Raw genomic sequence first — 16111 nt, 5'->3', positions numbered from 1 at the left:
TAACCTTTCCTCCTGACTGAAAGTGCTTTACAACCCGAAGGCCTTCTTCACACACGCGGCATGGCTGCATCAGGCTTTCGCCCATTGTGCAATATTCCCCACTGCTGCCTCCCGTAGGAGTCTGGACCGTGTCTCAGTTCCAGTGTGGCTGATCATCCTCTCAAACCAGCTAGGGATCGTTGCCTTGGTGAGCCATTACCTCACCAACTAGCTAATCCCACTTGGGCCAATCTTTAGGCGAGAGCCGAAGCCCCCTTTGGTCCGTAGACGTTATGCGGTATTAGCAGTCGTTTCCAACTGTTGTCCCCCACCTAAAGGCATGTTCCCAAGCATTACTCACCCGTCCGCCGCTCGTCAGCAAAGTAGCAAGCTACTTTCTGTTACCGCTCGACTTGCATGTGTTAGGCCTGCCGCCAGCGTTCAATCTGAGCCATGATCAAACTCTTCAATTAAAAGTTTTTTGTCTTTCGACAGCTCAATGAATTCTGAATTTATTTAATATCTTTCGATATTGAATTGACTGTGCTGCAATTCCTACCGAAGTAGTTATTGCTGTTGGTCACTCAGTTTCAATTGAGACTCTAATTTTTTGCCTCGCTACCTAAGTAGCTTGGCTGTTAGAACTCAATCTGTACGAGTACCCACACAGATGATTGCTTTATATTGTTAAAGAACGTTTGAGTTGCTTTAGCGACTCAAGGGAAGCGAAGTTTACGCTTTCCAATTTTTTTGTCAACACTTAAATTTAAACTTTCTAAAAAATCTAAATTCAAGTTTTACTCGACTTACTGAGTAGTTGCTTGCCTCGCTAAGCGTTGCCTGCTCTGCCGTCTCAGTGGGGTCGCATTATAGGGAGATCCGAAAACAGATCAACCCTTTTTTAAATAAAACATGAAATAAATACTACTTCGTTCTTATTTCAAGCTAAACGACCAAAAAAAGCACTAAACTGCGCACATTTGTCCCATTTTGTATGACTTAAGTTATTAATATCTAGTTTGTGATTTAATTCAATAACGATCATTAACGTGATCAAGCTTTATATAATAGTTAAGTGGCATTTAAATGTATCTATGATGCGGAACTAAATTGTATCGAGGATATAGCTTATTTTTTATAGAGTTACTGATTTTCAAATAAACCTTTTACCTGAAGTAATAGATCTATATATGCCAAAGCATTCAGATTTTTGACCAATACAAAAATGGATAATCTTATTACGCGACATAGCACATCAAAATAGTACTAAACCAAAATACATAATAAGTACATGTGGGTTTTAACGCTTGAATTTCAGACATTAAAAAGCCGAGCATAAGCTCGGCTTTTTGGTGTCTTTAAGACTTACTCAGCAGACTGCGCGTCTTCTTGAACTTCTTCGGTTGCAGATGTGCGACCTACTAGTTCAATATAAGCCATTGGTGCATTGTCACCAGCACGGAAGCCACACTTAAGAATACGAGTGTAACCACCTGGACGATCCGCGTTACGAGGACCGATTTCGCTGAACAATTTACCAACTACTTCATTATCACGCGTGCGAGCAAACGCTAAACGGCGATTTGCTACACTGTCAGTCTTAGCCAGTGTGATTAAAGGTTCAATTACACGGCGTAACTCTTTCGCTTTAGGCAATGTTGTTTTGATGATTTCGTGTTTCACCAAAGAACCTGCCATATTGCTGAACATCGCTTTACGATGGCTGCTGTTACGGTTTAATTGACGACCACTCTTACGATGGCGCATGACCCTATCCTTCTAACTAAACTAATATAGTGATTTAGATTATTCAGCTAGGCTTGCAGGTGGCCAATTTTCTAGGCGCATGCCCAGAGAAAGACCACGTGAAGCTAGCACGTCTTTAATTTCAGTTAGAGACTTCTTACCTAAATTAGGCGTTTTAAGAAGCTCAACTTCTGTGCGCTGAACTAAATCACCGATATATTGAATTTGCTCGGCTTTCAAACAGTTTGCAGAACGTACTGTTAGTTCAAGATCATCAACTGGACGAAGTAGAATAGGATCGAATTCAGGCTTCTCTTCTTTCTCTTCTGGTTCAGTTACATCACGTAAATCTACGAATGCATCTAATTGTTCAGCTAAGATAGTAGACGCACGGCGGATCGCTTCTTCAGGATCTAAAGTGCCGTTTGTTTCCATATCAATGATTAACTTGTCTAGGTCTGTACGTTGTTCAACACGTGCTGATTCAACCGAGTACGCAATACGTTCAACTGGGCTAAATGATGCATCAAGCAACAATCTACCAATTGGACGCTCATCGTCATCAGAGGATAAACGGCTAGACGCCGGCACATAACCACGACCGCGTTCAACACGAATACGCATGCTGATATCGCTGTTAGCTGTCGTTAAATGACAAATAACGTGATCTGGGTTAGCAATTGTTACATCGCCATCGTGCTGAATATCTGCCGCAGTCACAGGGCCTACACCAGACTTAGTCAGGGTCAGAAAAACTTCATCTTTGCCTTCTAAAGTTACTGCTAGACCTTTAAGATTTAACAGAATTTCAATGATGTCTTCTTGTACGCCTTCTTTCGCGCTGTATTCATGCAACACACCGTCGATTTCAACTTCGGTTACTGCACATCCAGGCATAGACGAAAGAAGTATACGGCGTAAGGCATTACCCAACGTATGGCCAAAGCCACGCTCTAATGGTTCTAAAACAACTTTAGAACGAGTTGGGTTGATAGCGTCGATATCGACTAACCTTGGTTTTAGAAATTCTGTAACAGAACCCTGCATTTTATCCTCTCTTAACTCTTAACTTTACTTAGAGTAAAGTTCGACGATTAGTTGTTCATTAATGTCCGCAGACAGGTCTGAACGCTCAGGTAGGCGTTTGAAATTACCTTCCATTTTCTTACCGTCAACTTCAACCCAAGTCGGCTTTTCACGTTGCTCGGCTAGTTCTAGAGCAGCGATGATACGCGCTTGTGTCTTAGACTTTTCACGTATAACTACTACATCTTCTGGAGCAATTACAAATGAAGGAATGTTCACAACACGACCATTAACTAAAACCGCTTTGTGGCTTACTAACTGACGTGCTTCAGCACGTGTGCTTGCAAAACCCATGCGGTATACAACATTGTCTAAACGTTGCTCTAAAAGCTGTAACAAGTTTTCACCTGTGTTGCCTTTAAGGCGAGCAGCTTCTTTATAATAGTTACGGAATTGCTTTTCTAATACACCGTAGATACGACGTACTTTTTGCTTTTCACGTAATTGTAAACCGTAATCAGATAAGCGGCCTTTACGAGCGCCGTGCTGACCAGGTGCAGTCTCAAGTTTACACTTAGAGTCGATAGCTCTTACGCCGCTCTTAAGGAACAGGTCAGTACCTTCACGACGACTCAGCTTGAGCTTAGGGCCCAAATATCTTGCCATGTTATTTCTCCTAACCTATTGTTAAACGCGACGTTTCTTCGGTGGACGACAACCATTGTGTGGTATTGGCGTCACGTCAGTGATGTTGGTGATACGGTAACCAGCAGCATTCAAAGCACGTACAGCAGATTCACGACCTGGACCTGGACCTTTGATGAAAACTTCTAGATTTTTTAAACCGTATTCTTGAGCCGCAGTACCTGCACGCTCTGCAGCAACCTGAGCAGCGAATGGTGTAGATTTACGTGAACCACGGAAACCTGAACCACCGGCAGTAGCCCATGATAGTGCATTACCTTGACGGTCGGTAATTGTAACAATAGTGTTGTTGAAAGAAGCATGAACATGAGCCATACCATCAGCAACTTGCTTTTTAACCTTTTTACGACGAATTGGTGTCTTAGCCATAATACTATCCCCTTATCGCTTAATAGGCTTACGAGGACCCTTACGGGTACGCGCGTTAGTCTTTGTTCTTTGACCACGAAGTGGTAAAGAGCGACGGTGACGTAGGCCACGGAAACAACCAAGGTCCATTAGGCGCTTGATATTCAAAGTAACTTCACGACGAAGATCACCTTCTACAGTGTACTTGCCAACTTCTTCACGAAGTACGTCAAGTGTTTCGTCTGAAAGTTCACCGATTTTTGTGGTCTCGGCGATACCAGTCGCTACTAAGATAGCCTTAGAGCGAGTCTTACCTATGCCATAAATAGCTGTTAAACCAATAACTGCATGTTTATGATCAGGGACGTTAATGCCAGCGATACGGGCCACTAACACATCTCCTATATTTGAATTTGGTTATCATCTGTTTGAAGAGCCCGTAAGGATACTCAAACGAAGACCAAATCACAATTAAAAACACAGGCCAAGAAATCTCAGCCTGCACGACTTATTAATTAGCCTTGCCTTTGCTTATGCTTAGGCTCACTGCAAATTACACGTACAACACCGGCACGTTTAATAACTTTACAGTTACGGCATATTTTCTTAACGGAAGCACGTACTTTCATTGCTCAACTCCGTAAACTGACCTTATCGACCGTAGCCTTTAAGGTTCGCTTTTTTCAGCACAGAATCATATTGATGTGACATCATATGAGTTTGTACTTGTGCCATAAAGTCCATGATCACAACAACGATAATCAAAATTGATGTACCGCCGAAGTAGAATGGCGTTTGCCATGCCATGGTCATGAATTCGGGCACCAGACAGATAAAGGTTATATACAAAGCACCTGCCAATGTCAGGCGTGTCATCACTTTATCAATGTATTTCGATGTCTGCTCACCTGGACGAATACCTGGGATAAATGCGCCAGATTTTTTCAGGTTATCTGCTGTTTCACGTGGGTTAAATACCAACGCTGTGTAGAAAAAGCAGAAGAAGATAATAGCTGCAGCTAAAACTAATGCATACAAAGGTTGACCTGGAGTCAACGTTGTTGCAATGGCTTGTAGCACATCAGCGACAGGACCTTCACCCTGACCGAACCAGCTGGCGATAGTACCAGGGAACAGAATAATACTGCTAGCAAAGATTGGTGGAATAACACCCGCCATGTTAACTTTCAGTGGTAAATGCGTACTTTGAGCAGCAAATACTTGACGACCTTGCTGACGCTTTGCGTAGTTAACGACAATACGTCGTTGGCCACGTTCAAAGAATACTACAAGATAAGTTACAGCGAATACGATTACAGCAACCATCAACAGTACTAAAACATTAAGATCACCTTGGCGCGCCATTTCAGCTGTCGAACCAATAGCAGACGGCAAGTTTGCTACTATGCCAACAAATATTAGAACCGAGATACCGTTACCGATACCACGTTCTGTAATTTGTTCGCCCAACCACATAAGGAACATAGTACCAGTTACTAAACTCACCACAGCGGTGAAGTAGAAACCCATACCTGGGTTAACAACTAACCCGTTCATCATACCCGGTAAGCTTGTGGCAATACCGATTGATTGGATAGTAGCAAGCAAAAGCGTGCCATAGCGTGTGTACTGGCTAATTTTCTTACGCCCTTGTTCACCTTCTTTCTTAAGCTCTATAAACGGAGGATACATATGCGTTAATAGTTGCGTAATAATCGAAGCTGTGATGTAAGGCATAATACCCAGCGCTAACACTGAAGCTCGCTCAAGTGCACCACCGCTGAACATGTTAAACATTTCAACAATGGTGCCCTTTTGTTGCTCGAAGAAATCGGCAAGTACAGCGGCGTCAATCCCAGGGATCGGCACAAATGAACCTAGACGGTAAATAATGATAGCGCCTAATACGAATAGTAATCGACGTTTCAATTCCGAAAGTCCACCTTGTGCACTTTGCATATCTTGACCTGGTTTAGCCATTAGTACTTCCTTAGTCTTCTACCTTGCCTCCGGCAGCTTCGATAGCCTCGCGAGCACCTTTAGAAGCCTTAAGGCCTTTAACGGTTACTGCGCGTGAAACTTCGCCAGATTTAACAACTTTAACGAACTGAACGTTCTTTTTAACTAGACCAGCTGCTTGTAACGTACCTAGGTCTACCACATCGCCTTCAACTTTAGCGATTTCGTATAGGTTAATTTCTGCAGATACTAAAGATTTGCGAGAAGTGAAACCGAACTTAGGTAGACGACGTTGCATAGGCATTTGACCGCCTTCAAAACCAACGCGTACTTTACCGCCAGAACGTGATTTTTGACCTTTGTGACCACGGCCACCAGTCTTACCAAGACCAGAACCGATACCACGACCAACACGTTTACCAGCAGACTTAGATCCTGCAGCAGGAGAAAGTGTATTCAAATGCATTCGAATTACCCCTCAACCTTAACCATGTATGAAACTCGGTTAATCATACCACGTACACATGCTGTGTCTTCTAACTCAACAGTGTGATTGATACGACGTAAACCAAGACCGCGTAATGTAGCTTTATGTTTCGGTAAACGACCGATAGAGCTCTTTACTTGTGTTACTTTTACAGTTTTATTAGCCATGGTTTACCCCAGAATCTCGTCTACTCGAAGACCACGTTTTGCAGCGATCGACTGAGGAGAATTCATATTCTCAAGAGCTGAGATCGTTGCACGTACAACGTTGATCGGGTTAGTAGAACCGTAACATTTAGAAAGTACGTTCTGCACACCAGTCACTTCAAGTACTGCACGCATAGCACCACCTGCAATGATACCAGTACCTTCAGAGGCTGGTTTCATGAACACTTGTGAGCCAGCATGACGCCCTTTAACAGGGTGCTGTAATGTGTTGCCATTTAGGTCTACATTGATCATGTTGCGACGTGCTTTTTCCATTGCTTTTTGAATAGCAGCTGGAACTTCACGTGCTTTACCATAACCGAAACCTACTTTACCTGCGCCGTCACCAACTACTGTTAGTGCAGTGAAGCTAAAGATACGACCACCTTTAACTACTTTAGACACACGGTTTACCGCGATTAGCTTTTCAGCTAAATCAGGCTGTTGTTGCTTTGCTTCTACGTTAGCCATTGTCTACTCCTAGAATTGCAAACCGGCTTCACGCGCAGCATCTGCTAGCGCCTTCACACGGCCGTGATATTTAAAGCCACTGCGATCAAAAGCAATCTTTTCGATGCCTTTGTCAGCCGCACGTTCTGCAACCGCTTTACCAACTGCTTGTGCAGCTGCAACGTTGCCTGTGCCTTTAACTGTTTCGCTAATAGCTTTCTCAACAGTAGAAGCAGCAGCCAGTACACTACCCTCAGCATTAACTACTTGAGCGTAAATGTGACGTGGCGTGCGGTGGATAACAAGACGCGTTGTGCCTTGTTCAATATAATTTCTACGAGTGCGTTTAGCACGACGTAGACGAGCTGTTTTTTTATCCATCGTCTTACCTTACTTCTTCTTAGCCTCTTTACGGCGTACATTCTCATCTGCGTAACGAACACCTTTACCTTTATAAGGCTCAGGTTTACGGTATGCACGAATGTTAGCAGCTGTTTGACCAACTAACTGCTTGTCTACGCCCTTAACTAGAACTTCTGTTTGGCTTGGAGTTTCAATCGTAATTCCTTCAGGAACTGCGAAATTAACTGGGTGCGAGAAACCAAGTGTTAAGTCTAAAACTTTACCCTTTGCTGCTGCACGGTAACCAACGCCTACTAACTGAAGCTTCTTCTCGTAACCTGTATGCGTACCAACAACCATGTTGTTGATTAGAGCGCGAGCAGTACCTGCTTGTGCCCATGCATTGGCTACGCCTTCACGAGGTAAAGTTGTAACAACGTTGTCGTTAACTTGTACTTCAACAGCATCGTTGATAGTACGAGTAAGTTCACCGTTTTTGCCTTTAACTGTGATTTCCTGGCCTTTTAATGTAACTTCTACACCGGCAGGAACATTTATTGGTGCCTTTGCTATGCGAGACATAGTTCCCCTCCGATTAAGCTACAAAACCAATGATTTCACCACCAACACCAGCACTACGTGCTGCGCGGTCTGTCATTAGGCCTTTAGAAGTTGATACGATAGCGATACCTAGACCACCCATTACCTTCGGTAATTCGTCACGTCTCTTATAGATACGTAGACCAGGGCGGCTAACACGCTGGATGTTTTCAATAACAGCTTTGCCTTCGAAGTATTTCAACTCGATAGAAAGCTCAGGTTTAACATCGCCGTTTACTGCGAAATCTGCGATATAACCTTCGTCTTTTAATACTTTAGCTACCGCTACTTTCAGCTTTGAAGTTGGCATCGTTACAGATACTTTCTTCGCTGATTGACCGTTACGGATACGTGTGAACAAATCCGCGATAGGATCTTGCAAGCTCATAGTCTTACTCCCGTGATTCTATTACCAGCTAGCCTTTTTAAGGCCAGGAATTTCACCGCGCATAGCTGCTTCGCGAACTTTAATACGGCTCATGCCGAATTTGCGAAGGTAACCATGTGGGCGGCCCGTAATGTTACAACGATTACGTTGACGTGCAGGGCTAGAATCACGTGGTAAAGCTTGTAGCTTAAGTACCGCGTCCCAACGATCATCGTCAGATGTTTTCACATCGCTGATGATAGCTTTTAGTGCTGCGCGCTTTTCAGCGAACTGTGCAACTAATTTTGTGCGCTTTGCTTCGCGCGCTTTCATAGAATTCTTTGCCATAACCCTACCCTTATTTCTTGAATGGGAAGTTAAACGCTTCTAACAACGCACGGCCTTCCTCATCTGTTTTCGCAGATGTAGTGATTGTGATATCCATACCGCGTACACGGTCTACTTTATCATAATCAATTTCTGGGAAGATGATTTGTTCACGTACGCCCATACTGTAATTACCACGTCCATCGAAAGACTTAGCACTTACACCACGGAAGTCACGGATACGTGGGATAGCGATTGAAACCAAACGCTCAAAAAAGTCCCACATACGCTCGCCGCGTAAGGTTACTTTACAGCCAATTGGGTAGCCTTCACGCACTTTGAAGCCAGCAACAGATTTGCGTGCTTTAGTGATTAAAGGTTTCTGACCAGAGATAGCTTCTAGATCCGCAACAGCGTTATCTAAAATTTTCTTGTCAGCTAGGGCTTCGCCCACGCCCATGTTTAATGTGATCTTTTCGATCTGAGGGACTTGCATGACAGAGCTGAAACCGAACTTCTCTTGAAGGTCAGCAACTACTTTGTCTTTATATACTTCATGCAGTTTCGCCATCATTCTACTCCAACTATTAGATAGTTTTACCAGTAGATTTAAAGATACGTAATTTCTTACCATCTTCAATCTTGAAACCTACACGATCTGCTTTACTCGTTTCCGAGTTGAAGATCGCAACGTTTGATACGTCGATAGACGCTTCTTTTTCAACAATGCCGCCAGCTTGGTTCATTTGTGGAACCGGCTTTTGGTGTTTCTTGATTAAGTTTATGCCTTCGACAAATACTCGACCAGACTCGGTAACAACTGAAAGCACTTTGCCGCGCTTACCTTTGTCTTTACCTGCTAGAACGATTACTTCGTCATCACGACGGATTTTTGCTGCCATGATTGACTCCTTACAGTACTTCTGGGGCTAGTGAAACGATTTTCATGAACTTGTCATTACGAAGCTCGCGAGTCACAGGGCCGAAAATACGTGTACCAATTGGCTGCAAGTTATCATTTAAGATAACAGCCGCATTGCTGTCGAAACGGATCAAAGAACCATCTGGACGACGAACGCCTTTCTTAGTACGCACAACTACCGCGTTTTTAACATCACCTTTCTTCACTTTACCGCGAGGAATTGCTTCTTTAACAGAAACTTTAATGATGTCACCAATCGCTGCATAACGACGGTGCGAACCGCCTAAGACTTTAATACACTGCACTTTGCGAGCGCCGCTGTTATCAGCAACTTCCAGCTGAGTTTGCATTTGGATCATGTTAATGACCTCCGGTGTAGTTATTACAACTTGCCTTAAATCGTTTAAAATCAAGACATTTAGATTAAATACCCACCAAAAAACAATCAAGTTGTCTCTTAAGGGCGGGCAATTGTATCAGCATTGAGGGGGTAGTGGTAGGTTATTTTTTAATTAATTCATTATTAAAGTATGCACTAAATGAGCACTAGTGGATATTTTACTATTTTACAGCTGTTTATAAAACAATCAGGGCATAAATAAGCCCTGATTGTTTTTTACACGACTTGTTTTTGTTTATTCTAACCAAATAAACCTTTCAATTTATCTTTAATTTTATCTTTTGCTTTTTCTTTAATCTGCTCTTCTGCTGCTTTACTGGCATCTAAACTGATATTTACATCATGAAATGGTCCTTTGATCCGAACAGGAATCTTAAACCCTGTACTGCTATCCGTGGTACCTTGCCCTTCAAGTGAATCCACAATACCAGTAACTAAACGATAATTTACAGTCGTCAGCGGTAAGTCAACGTTACCTGAACCAGTAATTCTAATTAATGGGCTCAGCATAGACAAATCGGTATTTTTACCAACACCATTTGTAAAGTCAAAAGTTCCTGATAGCGCTGAAAAGTCTGTTTGTTGTGAATCATCAAATCCAGTATCTAGGCCCTCAGATACAGCCCCAAAATTCCCTTTTATTAGCTCTTTTCCTTTTCGCACCATTTCAGCAATGTTTGCACCTTTGACTGCACCATCTGCAAATTCAAATGCAAGTGTTCCCCGTAATGCATTGATGAAACTCTTTTGGCTATTACCACTGGTGGTTAAATCCCAATTTAATGACCCCTTACCCATGAGCTTATCAAAGCCAGCAGCATCGCTTAGCAATGGCTGTGCATCGATTGCATCTAAAGAAAAATTAGTCGCTATTTTATATGGGGATTGTTTTGCATCTATAGTCACCTTACCTTTGCCATTACCTTTATACGCAGCAAATTTATCAAGGCTAAGGCTAGCAACAGCATCTTTAAGATTAACTGTGAACTGGTTCGCACCTAATGTTATTTCATTCACTTTAAGCCCACTTGAGCGGATAACAATATTTGCATCAAGTGCATTTAAGCCACTCATATCAATTTTTGTATCGTCCCAAACAATTGGCTGAGCTGGTTGCTCTTCTGACTGCTGTGGCGCTTGCTTTTTAGCTACAGCTTCTGGTAAGTATGGATTTAAGTCCAACATGCCTAAATCTATGTTTGCTTTTACAGCTAAACGTTCTTTTAGATGTAGCTCACTGCTGCCTTTAATTTGTAATACATCAAGTGTTGCCAATAACTCTGTTAGGTTAAACTTATTACCATTTAAATGCATTGTGCCTTTTACGGTAAAGGCGTTAAATGCATTTTCTTTTGCATTCAGTTCTACCCCCTGCCATTTAGCAATATCTTTAACAGAGTCGCCACTAAGCACGAGTTGCCCTTTAATATCTTGACCTTGTTTTGCAATTAACCCTTTAAAATCCATATCTAATAAACGTGATGAAAGGTTTTGCGTTACATTAAAAGCATTACCTTCAATTGCTTTTGCAGGAGTATCTACTTTTACGTCTAACTCAAAGCGTTCTTGCATATACGTAATTGCACCTTTCACCTCAAGCTCTTCACGCAGAGAAGGCAAAAAGATAGCAAGCTCTAGCTCGTTTATTTGATGTTCAGCACCTGTTTGGCCGTCTAAATAAGTAAAGGACCCGCCATAAATAGCTACTTCACCCAGCTCAATATCAAAATTTTCTGGTAACTTCACCGCTTCATTATTTTTTGTTGCCTGTGGTTGCTCTGCTACTGCATCAAAAAGCAGCCAGTTTGCTTTACCGTTTTTATCCGTCTCTAACAAAATAGTTGGCTCATTAATGACGAATTTTTCAAGTTTAAATTCACCGCCAAATATTGAAAACCATGGAATATGAATCGCTAGCTGCTGCATGCTAGCCATATCTTGGCGAGAGCCCGTTTGCATATTGGCAAAGTGCACGTCATTTAATTCAAGTTTGAGTGAAGGAAACACCGATAATGTTTTATCGCCTTTGATTGTTAAAGTACGGCCAGTGGTTTGCTCGACCTGTTCTGATACTTTATTAAAGATAGCATCAGTAGGTATTAAAAATGGTGCAATGACTATTAGTGCGATCAGCAATAACAGTATTACCCCTATAACTTTAAAGGTGGTTTTCATGATGGTCCTTTCAAATGTGCAAATAATGTTCTCATGATAGCGGGAGTTGCGATTAAAATCATTGAATCAATATATAAAAACTCTTAGTGGACACTTTACTCAATTAGATAAGAATAAACACTGAAACATTTTGATACCTTGAGGTTACAAATAAATATTGACCAGATGATACCCTTAGGTTACATTGATACCTAAGGGTTACAATAAAATAGATCAAACACTTTGAAAGGATGAATATTATGAAACAGGATATTAAAGCTGAAGAAAAATTTATGGGTCAAAATGCATGGTTTTCCATCTTTATGGGGGTTACGCTACTGATTATCAGCGTATACCCCATGTTGAATAAAGCATCTGCGCCCTTGTTAATATTGGGAGTCGCTGCTTTTTTTGGGTCGTTTTTTATGTTTGTAGTTAGGGGCGGCTTCACACGCAAAATGAAATACCACTTAACTTATAAAGATGAGTACTTAAACACAATAGACACTATTGCATATAAACATGTTGTATTAGCCTTGCTCTTCAGTATGGGTGCAGTTTATTTGAGCTCCGATAGCTTTGCCTTGCATATATCACACAGTATGATGGCTACCTTTTATTTAGCAATTATGTGCTTAGTGTATGGTATTTCAATTTTATGGCAAAATCGTGATTAGGTGGCGTCGTGCAAAATTTTATCGCTAAATTCCGTAAAGAGGCAGGGCTTTCTCAGCAAGAGCTAGCTGATGCAATAAATGTATCTCGAAAAACTATTAGTACAGTTGAAACCGCGCGGTTTACACCGTCGGTGATCATTGCACTAAAAATTGCGCAGTACTTTAAAACTTCTGTAGAGTCACTATTTTCGCTCGACGAATACGACTAAAAAAAAAAGATGCAATCTTGGTATTACGCACCCACTATGATTGCATACCTTGTATTCTTAGGTATGATGCACGCCCCTGTTGCTTTTAGTGAATATAAGCTAAAATAAGTAACTGAAAAAGCATCTAATCGGAGTATCCTCAGGCATGAAAAAACTGCTAATTTCACCTTCAAAAATGGCATTAGGCGAACAAGAAAGTCAAATTTATCAAAACATCTTAAAACAGGCTTCTGAGATCAGTCTAAACCTGATGGCGGTAAAAATAGAAAATCATCCTGAAGACTTTTTAGGTTGGTGTTACGAATTACTTAGCGCTAGTAAGGATCGTATCAATTACGACTTACTCGAAGCGAGTCAATTACCGCTTTTAAAAAAGCTTCATGACCAACTAATTTCTGCAATTAGCTTTTTACAATTGAAAACATTACGTGTTGCACCGTGGCCGGTTGTTAGTATGTTTGTCGACCAGCACAAAGATCTTATAGCACTTGATGAACAATTACGTTTGAGTAGTTATATTTCTACTTTACGCGAGCAGCCTTTAAAAGACATGATCCCTGAGGATTTACTTACTTTCTGTGGAAAACACACCTCAGCTCTAGACCCTAGTACATATAACTTCGATGTTGAGTGGTTTGCATCAACAAAAAGCGCTAAGGGTTTTCACCAAATGCTGGCTGATTTACCTGGGCAGTTTGATCAAGCACTTGCCCACATCCCACTTGAAGGTGAAGTGAGCGAAGAGCATTATCAGCAATTTGTAGTTAACTACTTACTTGCATTTAATGGTAGTGATGAGAAACCGACACTCGCGCCTGCAACTCGCTTATTAGCAATGCGTCGCCCAGATGTTTTTACGCCAATAAATAATACGCGACTTGATGCGCTCTGTTCAGCTCTAGGTATAACCAAACTTAATAACCGTGACTTTGAACGCTATTGGCAAGATATAGTACAAACTATACATGCGATGTCATGGTTTAAGATGGCAGCCGGCAATAATGAGCTAGAACAACAGCTTTTATCTATTAAAGCATTACTGCCTTGCTTCTTTTATTATGCGGATAAATCAACAGCTGATAACTCAAATTACATTAAGCTGTTAAATAAACCTAAACGCAGCGCAACAACTTCCACAAAATCAGTTCGCCGTGGTAAAGAGTCTGCAGAGATATTAGTTGACCGTGCACTGGCTAGTGACGAAATACCTGAGCATATTCGTGCTAAACGGGACTCAATCATTAGTGAAGTACAAAAAGGCCGTGGTGTGAATGAAACGATTAGCTTAATGCGCACTATATTTGGCTAATATATCAAGTAGCTACATAATTTCGAGCTGCATGATCCTTGTGCAGCTTTATTTATATGTGCACTATATAAGTGCACATTATTAATTCAAAACCCTCCTGTAACCCCTACTAAATAAACTTATCTATCTGTTTTATAAAAATTTAAACATAAAATTTTGCTTTAAACTTTAACTTGGCATAAGCAGTGCAGCTATCTTGGACAGACAACAAAAATAGGCATCATAATTAGCAAGGCTGCAATCTTATTAATAATTATGAACCAATAATCAACATAACGACAGGATACGAAACATGCTAAAACTAAAAAAAACAGTTGCACTAAGTGCACTTGCATTGATGGGTCTTACATCTACAGCCGCACTAGCTGAAGTTACAGCCAATGCAGCAGCAACATCAAATTACTTATGGCGTGGTCAAGAGCAGACAGGTGGAGATGCAGCCATTTCAGGCGGTATCGATTATGCTAGTGACTCAGGTTTCTATGCCGGCACATGGGCTTCAAATGCTTCATGGGCTGATGAGATGACTTATGAGCTTGATCTCTATGCTGGCTTTGGTGGCAATATTAATGAAAACATGAGCTATGACGTCGGTTACATCTACTATGCTTACCCTGATGCAGCTTCTGGTGCTGATGCCGATTTTTCTGAAGTTTACGGTAGTATCAGCATGGGTAGTTTCAGCTTTGGTGCTTCTTTACTAGCAAGTTCCGCTGCAAGTGGAGACGGCACAGATTTTGGTGACTCTTTATATCTAACGGCAGACTATGGCTTTACAGTAGGTAGTAATGGCACTGAAATGGCGTTACACCTTGGGCACTATTCTGGTGATTTCATAGGTGATGATGACATTATCGATTATGGTGTTTCAATCTCTAAAGATGGTTTCACTTTTGGTCTTTCTGATACAGATATGGATGACAGTGATATCAAAGCTTACGTCGCTTACGCAGTAGACTTTAGCTTATAAAAAGAATGTGTTACTTGCTGCAACACTAAGGGCCTAAGGGCCCTTTTCTTGTTTTAACCACAGCTATCAGCTTACAGCTCAAATCGCAGGTATTAAAAAACCCGAGACTAAGCTCGGGTTTTTTAGTATTAATTAGCTAGTCTAACTATTACTCGTTAAACGTTACTACAAAGCACCTACGCCTAAGGTAAGAGCGCCACCTTCACATGACGTAAATCGCAGACATTAAAAAACCCGAGACTAAGCTCGGGTTTTTTTAGTATTAATTAGCTAGGCTAACTATTACTCTACGATAGTTGCTACAACACCAGCACCTACAGTACGGCCACCTTCACGGATAGCGAAACGAAGACCTTCATCCATCGCGATTGGCGCGATTAGAGTTACTGTCATCTTAACGTTATCACCAGGCATTACCATTTCTACGCCTTCTGGTAACTGTACGTCACCAGTTACGTCAGTTGTACGGAAGTAGAACTGTGGACGGTAACCTTTGAAGAAAGGAGTATGACGACCACCTTCATCTTTAGAAAGTACGTATACTTCTGAAGTGAAAGTTGTGTGTGGGTTGATTGAACCAGGCTTAGCTAGTACTTGACCACGTTCAACGTCTTCACGCTTAGTACCACGTAGAAGTGCACCAATGTTCTCACCAGCACGACCTTCGTCAAGAAGCTTACGGAACATTTCAACACCAGTACAAGTAGACTTAGTCGTCTCTTTGATACCAACGATTTCAACTTCGTCATTCACGTTGATGATACCAGCTTCAACACGGCCAGTTACAACAGTACCACGACCTTGGATTGAGAAAACGTCTTCGATAGGCATGATGAATGGCTTATCGATGTCACGCTCTGGCTCTGGAATGTAAGAATCTAGTGCTTCTGCAAGCTCAACGATCTTGTCTTCCCACTGCTTTTCGCCT

23 protein-coding genes and 1 rRNA gene are annotated in these 16111 nt (G+C 41.7%); 4 read left to right on the top strand and 20 right to left on the bottom strand.

Going from position 1 to position 16111, the window contains the following annotated elements:
- From ATS75_RS19800 to ATS75_RS19715, 19 genes are all read right to left on the bottom strand, one after another.
- A 16S ribosomal RNA gene (locus ATS75_RS19800) occupies window positions 1-452 on the bottom strand; the annotation flags it as partial.
- 892 nt (window positions 453-1344) lie between these two features.
- Window positions 1345-1746, bottom strand: a complete 402-nt coding sequence (gene rplQ, locus ATS75_RS19795) for a 50S ribosomal protein L17 (RefSeq protein ID WP_058562136.1) — start codon at window positions 1744-1746, stop codon at window positions 1345-1347.
- Window positions 1747-1785: 39 nt separating this feature from the next.
- The gene (locus ATS75_RS19790; RefSeq protein WP_058562135.1) at window positions 1786-2772 is read right to left on the bottom strand and encodes a DNA-directed RNA polymerase subunit alpha; all 987 of its coding nucleotides are present in this window, start codon (window positions 2770-2772) and stop codon (window positions 1786-1788) included.
- A 24-nt stretch (window positions 2773-2796) separates the two neighbouring features.
- A complete protein-coding gene (gene rpsD / locus ATS75_RS19785) occupies window positions 2797-3417 on the bottom strand; it encodes a 30S ribosomal protein S4 (protein ID WP_058562134.1) in 621 nt (206 codons plus the stop codon).
- A gap of 21 nt (window positions 3418-3438) precedes the next feature.
- Window positions 3439-3825, bottom strand: coding sequence for a 30S ribosomal protein S11 (gene rpsK, locus ATS75_RS19780; protein ID WP_002959471.1), 387 nt, complete (start codon window positions 3823-3825; stop codon window positions 3439-3441).
- Window positions 3826-3837: 12 nt separating this feature from the next.
- Complete coding sequence (gene rpsM / locus ATS75_RS19775) at window positions 3838-4194, bottom strand: 30S ribosomal protein S13 (protein ID WP_058562133.1); 357 nt, start codon at window positions 4192-4194, stop codon at window positions 3838-3840.
- A 125-nt stretch (window positions 4195-4319) separates the two neighbouring features.
- Entirely contained in the window at window positions 4320-4433 is a 114-nt protein-coding gene (rpmJ, locus tag ATS75_RS20255) for a 50S ribosomal protein L36 (RefSeq protein ID WP_002959476.1), read from the bottom strand.
- 22 nt (window positions 4434-4455) lie between these two features.
- Window positions 4456-5784, bottom strand: a complete 1329-nt coding sequence (secY, locus tag ATS75_RS19770; protein WP_058562132.1) for a preprotein translocase subunit SecY — start codon at window positions 5782-5784, stop codon at window positions 4456-4458.
- A gap of 10 nt (window positions 5785-5794) precedes the next feature.
- Window positions 5795-6229 carry a 50S ribosomal protein L15 gene (gene rplO / locus ATS75_RS19765; protein ID WP_016710202.1) on the bottom strand — a complete coding sequence of 145 codons (435 nt, stop codon included), beginning with the start codon at window positions 6227-6229 and terminating at the stop codon, window positions 5795-5797.
- A gap of 5 nt (window positions 6230-6234) precedes the next feature.
- Window positions 6235-6417 (bottom strand): 50S ribosomal protein L30, encoded by a 183-nt coding sequence (gene rpmD, locus ATS75_RS19760; RefSeq protein WP_004589203.1) that lies wholly within the window; start codon window positions 6415-6417, stop codon window positions 6235-6237.
- A gap of 3 nt (window positions 6418-6420) precedes the next feature.
- Window positions 6421-6927 carry a 30S ribosomal protein S5 gene (gene rpsE, locus ATS75_RS19755; RefSeq protein WP_008115387.1) on the bottom strand — a complete coding sequence of 169 codons (507 nt, stop codon included), beginning with the start codon at window positions 6925-6927 and terminating at the stop codon, window positions 6421-6423.
- 9 nt (window positions 6928-6936) lie between these two features.
- Window positions 6937-7287, bottom strand: coding sequence for a 50S ribosomal protein L18 (gene rplR / locus ATS75_RS19750; RefSeq protein WP_058562131.1), 351 nt, complete (start codon window positions 7285-7287; stop codon window positions 6937-6939).
- Between the two features lie 9 nt (window positions 7288-7296).
- Window positions 7297-7830 carry a 50S ribosomal protein L6 gene (rplF, locus tag ATS75_RS19745; protein ID WP_058562130.1) on the bottom strand — a complete coding sequence of 178 codons (534 nt, stop codon included), beginning with the start codon at window positions 7828-7830 and terminating at the stop codon, window positions 7297-7299.
- A 13-nt stretch (window positions 7831-7843) separates the two neighbouring features.
- Window positions 7844-8236 (bottom strand): 30S ribosomal protein S8, encoded by a 393-nt coding sequence (gene rpsH / locus ATS75_RS19740; protein WP_058562129.1) that lies wholly within the window; start codon window positions 8234-8236, stop codon window positions 7844-7846.
- Between the two features lie 21 nt (window positions 8237-8257).
- Entirely contained in the window at window positions 8258-8563 is a 306-nt protein-coding gene (gene rpsN, locus ATS75_RS19735) for a 30S ribosomal protein S14 (RefSeq protein WP_058562128.1), read from the bottom strand.
- Window positions 8564-8573: 10 nt separating this feature from the next.
- Complete coding sequence (rplE, locus tag ATS75_RS19730; RefSeq protein ID WP_058562127.1) at window positions 8574-9113, bottom strand: 50S ribosomal protein L5; 540 nt, start codon at window positions 9111-9113, stop codon at window positions 8574-8576.
- Between the two features lie 16 nt (window positions 9114-9129).
- A complete protein-coding gene (rplX, locus tag ATS75_RS19725; protein ID WP_058562126.1) occupies window positions 9130-9444 on the bottom strand; it encodes a 50S ribosomal protein L24 in 315 nt (104 codons plus the stop codon).
- A gap of 10 nt (window positions 9445-9454) precedes the next feature.
- The gene (gene rplN, locus ATS75_RS19720; RefSeq protein WP_011329449.1) at window positions 9455-9823 is read right to left on the bottom strand and encodes a 50S ribosomal protein L14; all 369 of its coding nucleotides are present in this window, start codon (window positions 9821-9823) and stop codon (window positions 9455-9457) included.
- 281 nt (window positions 9824-10104) lie between these two features.
- Window positions 10105-12039, bottom strand: coding sequence for an AsmA family protein (locus ATS75_RS19715; protein ID WP_058562125.1), 1935 nt, complete (start codon window positions 12037-12039; stop codon window positions 10105-10107).
- A 236-nt stretch (window positions 12040-12275) separates the two neighbouring features.
- On the opposite strand from ATS75_RS19715, the gene ATS75_RS19710 reads away from it, so the two are divergent.
- From ATS75_RS19710 to ATS75_RS19695, 4 genes are all read left to right on the top strand, one after another.
- On the top strand, window positions 12276-12695 hold the full coding sequence (locus ATS75_RS19710) for a hypothetical protein (RefSeq protein WP_058562137.1): 420 nt from the start codon (window positions 12276-12278) through the stop codon (window positions 12693-12695).
- 8 nt (window positions 12696-12703) lie between these two features.
- Window positions 12704-12904 (top strand): helix-turn-helix transcriptional regulator, encoded by a 201-nt coding sequence (locus tag ATS75_RS19705; protein ID WP_058562124.1) that lies wholly within the window; start codon window positions 12704-12706, stop codon window positions 12902-12904.
- Window positions 12905-13049: 145 nt separating this feature from the next.
- Window positions 13050-14213 carry a hypothetical protein gene (locus ATS75_RS19700; RefSeq protein WP_058562123.1) on the top strand — a complete coding sequence of 388 codons (1164 nt, stop codon included), beginning with the start codon at window positions 13050-13052 and terminating at the stop codon, window positions 14211-14213.
- A 292-nt stretch (window positions 14214-14505) separates the two neighbouring features.
- On the top strand, window positions 14506-15183 hold the full coding sequence (locus ATS75_RS19695) for a TorF family putative porin (RefSeq protein ID WP_058562122.1): 678 nt from the start codon (window positions 14506-14508) through the stop codon (window positions 15181-15183).
- A gap of 282 nt (window positions 15184-15465) precedes the next feature.
- Here ATS75_RS19695 and ATS75_RS19690 read toward each other — a convergent pair.
- A partial coding sequence (locus ATS75_RS19690; protein WP_082665503.1) for an EF-Tu/IF-2/RF-3 family GTPase occupies window positions 15466-16111 on the bottom strand: 646 nt, incomplete at its 5' end.

This window comes from Pseudoalteromonas sp. H105 (assembly GCF_001469215.1).
Lineage (GTDB): Bacteria > Pseudomonadota > Gammaproteobacteria > Enterobacterales > Alteromonadaceae > Pseudoalteromonas.
This window is presented reverse-complemented; position numbering and strand designations above follow the sequence as displayed.

Bases quoted from the DNA above. Each gene is read 5' to 3' on its own strand.
- rplQ (WP_058562136.1), bottom strand. From the start codon at position 1,746: ATGCGCCATCGTAAGAGTGGTCGTCAATTAAACCGTAACAGCAGCCAT.
- ATS75_RS19790 (WP_058562135.1), bottom strand. From the start codon at position 2,772: ATGCAGGGTTCTGTTACAGAATTTCTAAAACCAAGGTTAGTCGATATC.
- rpsD (WP_058562134.1), bottom strand. From the start codon at position 3,417: ATGGCAAGATATTTGGGCCCTAAGCTCAAGCTGAGTCGTCGTGAAGGT.
- rpsK (WP_002959471.1), bottom strand. From the start codon at position 3,825: ATGGCTAAGACACCAATTCGTCGTAAAAAGGTTAAAAAGCAAGTTGCT.
- rpmJ (WP_002959476.1), bottom strand. From the start codon at position 4,433: ATGAAAGTACGTGCTTCCGTTAAGAAAATATGCCGTAACTGTAAAGTT.
- secY (WP_058562132.1), bottom strand. From the start codon at position 5,784: ATGGCTAAACCAGGTCAAGATATGCAAAGTGCACAAGGTGGACTTTCG.
- rplO (WP_016710202.1), bottom strand. From the start codon at position 6,229: ATGCATTTGAATACACTTTCTCCTGCTGCAGGATCTAAGTCTGCTGGT.
- rpmD (WP_004589203.1), bottom strand. From the start codon at position 6,417: ATGGCTAATAAAACTGTAAAAGTAACACAAGTAAAGAGCTCTATCGGT.
- rpsE (WP_008115387.1), bottom strand. From the start codon at position 6,927: ATGGCTAACGTAGAAGCAAAGCAACAACAGCCTGATTTAGCTGAAAAG.
- rplR (WP_058562131.1), bottom strand. From the start codon at position 7,287: ATGGATAAAAAAACAGCTCGTCTACGTCGTGCTAAACGCACTCGTAGA.
- rplF (WP_058562130.1), bottom strand. From the start codon at position 7,830: ATGTCTCGCATAGCAAAGGCACCAATAAATGTTCCTGCCGGTGTAGAA.
- rpsH (WP_058562129.1), bottom strand. From the start codon at position 8,236: ATGAGCTTGCAAGATCCTATCGCGGATTTGTTCACACGTATCCGTAAC.
- rpsN (WP_058562128.1), bottom strand. From the start codon at position 8,563: ATGGCAAAGAATTCTATGAAAGCGCGCGAAGCAAAGCGCACAAAATTA.
- rplE (WP_058562127.1), bottom strand. From the start codon at position 9,113: ATGGCGAAACTGCATGAAGTATATAAAGACAAAGTAGTTGCTGACCTT.
- rplX (WP_058562126.1), bottom strand. From the start codon at position 9,444: ATGGCAGCAAAAATCCGTCGTGATGACGAAGTAATCGTTCTAGCAGGT.
- rplN (WP_011329449.1), bottom strand. From the start codon at position 9,823: ATGATCCAAATGCAAACTCAGCTGGAAGTTGCTGATAACAGCGGCGCT.
- ATS75_RS19715 (WP_058562125.1), bottom strand. From the start codon at position 12,039: ATGAAAACCACCTTTAAAGTTATAGGGGTAATACTGTTATTGCTGATC.
- ATS75_RS19700 (WP_058562123.1), top strand. From the start codon at position 13,050: ATGAAAAAACTGCTAATTTCACCTTCAAAAATGGCATTAGGCGAACAA.
- ATS75_RS19695 (WP_058562122.1), top strand. From the start codon at position 14,506: ATGCTAAAACTAAAAAAAACAGTTGCACTAAGTGCACTTGCATTGATG.